The organism is Bartonella sp. AS69XJJH (assembly GCF_042195585.1).
In the GTDB taxonomy this organism is placed as follows: domain Bacteria; phylum Pseudomonadota; class Alphaproteobacteria; order Rhizobiales; family Rhizobiaceae; genus Bartonella.
In genome coordinates this window covers 1-4,812 of record NZ_JBHIOO010000045.1, presented here as the reverse complement: position 1 = coordinate 4,812, position 4,812 = coordinate 1, and the positions used below count along the sequence as shown (strand labels likewise).

The following is a 4,812-nucleotide window of genomic DNA, read 5'->3' as shown; positions in this document are numbered from 1 at the left end:
CAGATGTCATTCCATTTGTACCACTTATCCAGTCATACAAATGGAATCTTATCCATGGCATTGCATTAGACATGCGCGCCCCCTTCTTTTATTAAATATAAATGAGTGATCATAATCCCCCCTTAAGGCTGTTGCGTATTTATGCGTGCGCATGGTGGCGCGTAATCTATTTATTTGATCTCTTTATTTAATGCCTGTTTAAGAGTGTGAATGCTGCTGTTGATGTTCATCATTATCTATAGGAGCAGGCGTGAAAGCAGATATTTGAGATGATATAGTCTCACATGATTGCGTCCTATAAAAAAACGAGAAAAAGTCTTCTGCCTTAATCGGTGCTCCAATTCTGTTGGCTTCATTCAAAAGAATTGGGATATGTTTTGTTGGAATTCTCCCACCAGTTCCACCTTTTGATACAGGACGGAGCCAGACGTACACGCGTGTTCTATGAACCCCAAGCAACTGAGATACCCTACGAACCCCACCTAATAGATTTATTATTTCCGAAAATTGTTTCATAGCACATTATGTAGCGATTATAAAAACAATGTCAAGAAGGAAAATTAATAATGAAACCACATGTTGCTAAATTAGAAAATGACGATTGTATACAACGTACCTACAATAAAGATATGACAATAAGTATCTCACAATGGTTGCAAGATGCCTTATCTGAAGCTGGGTTAAGCCAATCAGAGCTTTCAAGACAGCTAACCGCTTCTTTAGGTCGCTCGATAGATCGTGCCGCCGTCAATAAAATGCTAAAAGGAACAAGAGATATTTCTGCACGAGAATTATTAGAAATATCAAAGCTTACAGGTGCTTCTATTCCCACTAATCACTTAGTTCCTTTGATTGGGTCTGTAGGAGCCGGAGGAGAAATAATCGCAATAGATTCTGGTTGTCTAGAAGAAGTAGAAGCCCCGCCATCTGCTCCTAAAGGAACTGTTGCTGTTCGCGTGGTAGGTGATTCTATGTTTCCAGCCATTGAAGAAGGAAGCCTTCTTTTTTATTCCTATCATTTGCCACCAGAGGATCTTATTAACAACCGCGCCATCATAAAAACTAAATGTGGAAAAGTTTACATCAAAGTATTACGTCTCGGAAAAGAAAAAGGGAAATGGGTTTTATCCAGTATAAATGGAAAATATGCCGATATCGTAGATGTAGAATTAGAATGGTGTGCACCTATCGACTGGATTAAGCCAGCTAGAATATGAATTAATATTTTTATACTTCTCTTCAAGCAAGCCTTTAGTTTATTATTTTTAAAAATTTTCAAAATCGCTACATTTTTTTGTTGACTTTGTTTTTAAAATCGCTACATTGGTATCCATAAACCACGCACAAACAATCGCCAAGAGGCGTTAGGGAGGAGAAATTATGGAAAATCCAATTCTTATAAATTCTGATGAAATTTTATTAGTTGTCTATAATGATGATCAAAACATTGGTCGGTCTGGACCACTTGATGAAAGCCAAGTTCTAAAAATTATTGACGAGGCAGATGATGCAATCCAAATCTTTCGCATCAATCCTTCTGAGAATAATTGTGAAGATATCTCTGAAGAAATTGCAGAAGCATATGTAAAAGAAAATATCGAACATCTCGATGAAGATAGTGAGGTTCATGACTTTGTACGCGAGAGTGTTGCTTACCATGACCTTTTATCTGATTTAGCAGACGAAAAATATAATGATGAGATGTTTGGTACTTACGAACAACAACACCGTTTGCGCCCATGTGATGTGCTTTAAAAATTCTAAAGGGCGCTTTTAAAAGCGCCTCCCCTTTTCCCATCAATAATTAATTAGAGTAAACTCATGAACACACATGATAATGATAGTGAAGGATATCTCATACCTGAAAACGAGGTAGACAACAAAATTGGTTATGCCAAAATGGTTAAAGCCCATGTAATGCATAGGCACTTACATTTGAAACAAGATTTTTCCACTTGGTTTAATGATTGTGTTGAAAAGCTTGATCTAAAAGAAGGCATGGATTTTGTTTTTACAAAACAAGAATGGAACAGACAGAAGATTTGTCCAAAATCTGAAATAGAAACAAATAAAACCGATAATCATTATTTCAAAATTCACGCAGCAAAGAAAATCGCTAAAGCAGAGCGCCATAGAAACTATGGCAGAATATTATACCAAAACTTGTATTTTTCTTAATTAAGGGGGTGATGATGCGAAACTTTATTACAATATCTGAAAACAATTTTCAAAACACAACTGTTCCAACCATGTCTAGTCGTGAAATTGCAGAGTTATGCGGTAAGCAACATGCGCATATTATGCGTGATATTCGACAAATGTTAGGAGAATTATATCCTGAAGGGGGTCAATCCAAATTTGGATCCACCTATTTAGATAAACAGGGTAAGCCCCAAAACTGTTACAACCTTCCTAAACGTGAATGCCTTATCTTAGTTTCCGGTTACAGCATGACATTACGTGCTAGGATTATAGACCGTTGGCAAGAGTTGGAAAAGCAAGCAGTAACACCACAAATCGACTATTCAAGTCCAAAGGCTATGATTGGCTTTTTGAATTACCTACAAGGTCAAATAGATCAAAAAGACACCATCATTGAAGATTTAACACCAAAAGCCATGGCTCTTGAAAGCTTACAACGTCATGACGGACTGTTTAGTCTTACAGAAACCGCTAAAATACTCGAGATACAACCAAAACAATTCATTCTCTTCTTACAGAAAAAAGGTTGGGTTTACAGACGAGCAGCAGGTGGAAATTTGCTTCCTTATCAAGACAAAATCCAAAAGAAACTTATGGATTGTCCAACCATCACACTTCAAACCGCAAGTGGAATAGAAAAAGTCATTCCTTGCGCAAAAATCACAGCAAAAGGAATTGGTGTGCTGTCTCAAGAGCTTAAAAGACAAACCATGCATTAATTAAGGAATGCAATAATGAAAAAGAAATACGAATTTACTGATGAAATCGATATAATCTATTTGCGTCAATTTTCAAACTTTTTATTTGACAATATACTATCAGTATGTCTATTGTCGAATCAGGTGCTTGAAAAACACCTTAAATGCATAGCGGATGAATTGCCGAAACAGTTTATTTTCCGCACATTAAAGGCTTTGACTCGTTGTATGTTACACGCATATAATGACTTTGTCGGGTGTAGTTACGCTATACAATACTCTTTATGGGGAAAGCGTAACGACGGACTATGCACCGTGTTTTTCAGCACCCGGCATCCTTTATTGGATGTCAATGAAAAACATCTAACTGCATAGGAGTTCATTATGAACACTCTTATAAAAATCACAGAGCAAATCATTGATCAGGAAACTGTTCAAACCGTTAATGCGCGTGACTTGCATGCATTTTTGGAAAGCAAACAAGATTTCTCTACTTGGATAAAAAAACGCATCATTGCTTATTCTTTTCTTGAAAGGCAAGATTTTATCCGCTTCCACAAAAAAATGGAAGCGAACAATGCTATAGCAGTAGAATATCATCTCACCCTAGATATGGCGAAAGAGCTTTCCATGGTTGAACGTAATAAAAAAGGACGCCAAGCACGTCGTTACTTTATTGAATGTGAAAAGAAACTAAAACGCCAATCTGTTGATTATGACCATGATACACGCTTTGATTTGCCAAGTTATTGGGAAGGTATGAATGCTGGTGAAAAAGTTTTGTATCTTCTGGGTCCAATTCATGTTCGTCTTCTTGATGCCTTCAGAGTAGATGAAGAGAACAGAAAATATAAAGCCCTCATTAAAGAAGCAAAACAGGTCTTAGAAAGATCTGTCGTAAAAGCTGCTTAGTTTAAAATATGATTTCATTTCCTCGTCTTTTCAGACGGGGAGGTGGTCAATATAACAGTCTCTAGAAACAGGATTGTAAAAACCAAACAACCATTTTTCAAAACAAGCGTGATTCACGCCACGGGGGAATTGCGCGCGAGATGGAGGAAATAAAGATGAGTGAACAAAACACTAACCTAACAGAAATTGAAGAAACGCATCACTTAGCGGTTAAACAAACTGCTATGGAACGCATTTTAAATAAAGCTTTAGGAAATGACGTCGATATGGACCGTCTCGAGCGTCTCATTGCCTTACGAGAAAAAGAAATAGAACGACAAAACTACGAAAGATTTGCCAGTGATCTTTCGAATATGCAAATAGAATATCAAAAAATACAAAAAAACTCTACAAACACCCATACAAACAGCCAATATGCAACCCTTGACCAGTACATTGATGCTGTAAAAAATACTCTTGCAAAACACCGATTTGCTTTGTTTTCTCGTATCAAAGAACAGAGTTCAGACAATATAATTATAGAAATGACTTTGACGCATCCGTCTGGAAATAAAGTCTCAACAGAAGGAAAGTTTCCTTATGACACGAAAGGATGCAAATCAAATATACAATCGGTTGGTTCTGCAATCACATACGCACGCAGATATCTGTTAGGTATGCTTCTTAATGTCGTGAGTGAAGATGATGATACGGATGGGAACACACCTATTAAAAAGGCTTTTCCACAACAGATCAATGAAATCAGAAGACTCATCGTACAAACCCAAGCAGAAGAAGAAAAAATACTTGCTTATGTCGACGTCAAAAAGCTTGACGATATGTCTGAAGGACAAGCACAAACGGTATTGCATCTTTTGAAAAAGAAACAAAACAAGCAAAAGGTGGAAACAGATTCTACTATACAAGATGCCGATATAGCAACGCCACAAGAACAAAGAACGGCGGTGTGAGATGGAACAAAGAACAGCAGAATGGTTTCAAGCGCGGCTAGGAAAAGTCA

At 37.2% G+C, this 4,812-nt stretch carries 7 protein-coding genes; 6 read left to right on the top strand and 1 reads right to left on the bottom strand.

Annotation, left to right across the window (positions count from 1 at the left end; genetic code table 11):
* Positions 1 to 198 precede the first annotated feature (198 nt).
* A complete protein-coding gene (locus tag ACFIK6_RS09120; RefSeq protein WP_375677572.1) occupies positions 199 to 435 on the bottom strand; it encodes a hypothetical protein in 237 nt (78 codons plus the stop codon).
* Positions 436 to 566: 131 nt separating this feature from the next.
* On the opposite strand from ACFIK6_RS09120, the gene ACFIK6_RS09115 reads away from it, so the two are divergent.
* From ACFIK6_RS09115 to ACFIK6_RS09090, 6 genes are all read left to right on the top strand, one after another.
* Entirely contained in the window at positions 567 to 1,217 is a 651-nt protein-coding gene (locus tag ACFIK6_RS09115; RefSeq protein WP_273724655.1) for a S24 family peptidase, read from the top strand.
* A gap of 163 nt (positions 1,218 to 1,380) precedes the next feature.
* Positions 1,381 to 1,755: a hypothetical protein gene (locus tag ACFIK6_RS09110; protein ID WP_375642644.1), complete on the top strand. Its 375-nt coding sequence runs from the start codon at positions 1,381 to 1,383 to the stop codon at positions 1,753 to 1,755.
* 66 nt (positions 1,756 to 1,821) lie between these two features.
* Positions 1,822 to 2,178 (top strand): antA/AntB antirepressor family protein, encoded by a 357-nt coding sequence (locus tag ACFIK6_RS09105; protein WP_375642643.1) that lies wholly within the window; start codon positions 1,822 to 1,824, stop codon positions 2,176 to 2,178.
* A gap of 14 nt (positions 2,179 to 2,192) precedes the next feature.
* Entirely contained in the window at positions 2,193 to 2,921 is a 729-nt protein-coding gene (locus ACFIK6_RS09100) for a Rha family transcriptional regulator (protein ID WP_375642645.1), read from the top strand.
* A gap of 363 nt (positions 2,922 to 3,284) precedes the next feature.
* Positions 3,285 to 3,812 carry an antA/AntB antirepressor family protein gene (locus ACFIK6_RS09095; RefSeq protein ID WP_375627592.1) on the top strand — a complete coding sequence of 176 codons (528 nt, stop codon included), beginning with the start codon at positions 3,285 to 3,287 and terminating at the stop codon, positions 3,810 to 3,812.
* A gap of 155 nt (positions 3,813 to 3,967) precedes the next feature.
* The gene (locus ACFIK6_RS09090; RefSeq protein ID WP_375642642.1) at positions 3,968 to 4,762 is read left to right on the top strand and encodes an ERF family protein; all 795 of its coding nucleotides are present in this window, start codon (positions 3,968 to 3,970) and stop codon (positions 4,760 to 4,762) included.
* The last annotated feature ends 50 nt before the right edge of the window (positions 4,763 to 4,812 follow it).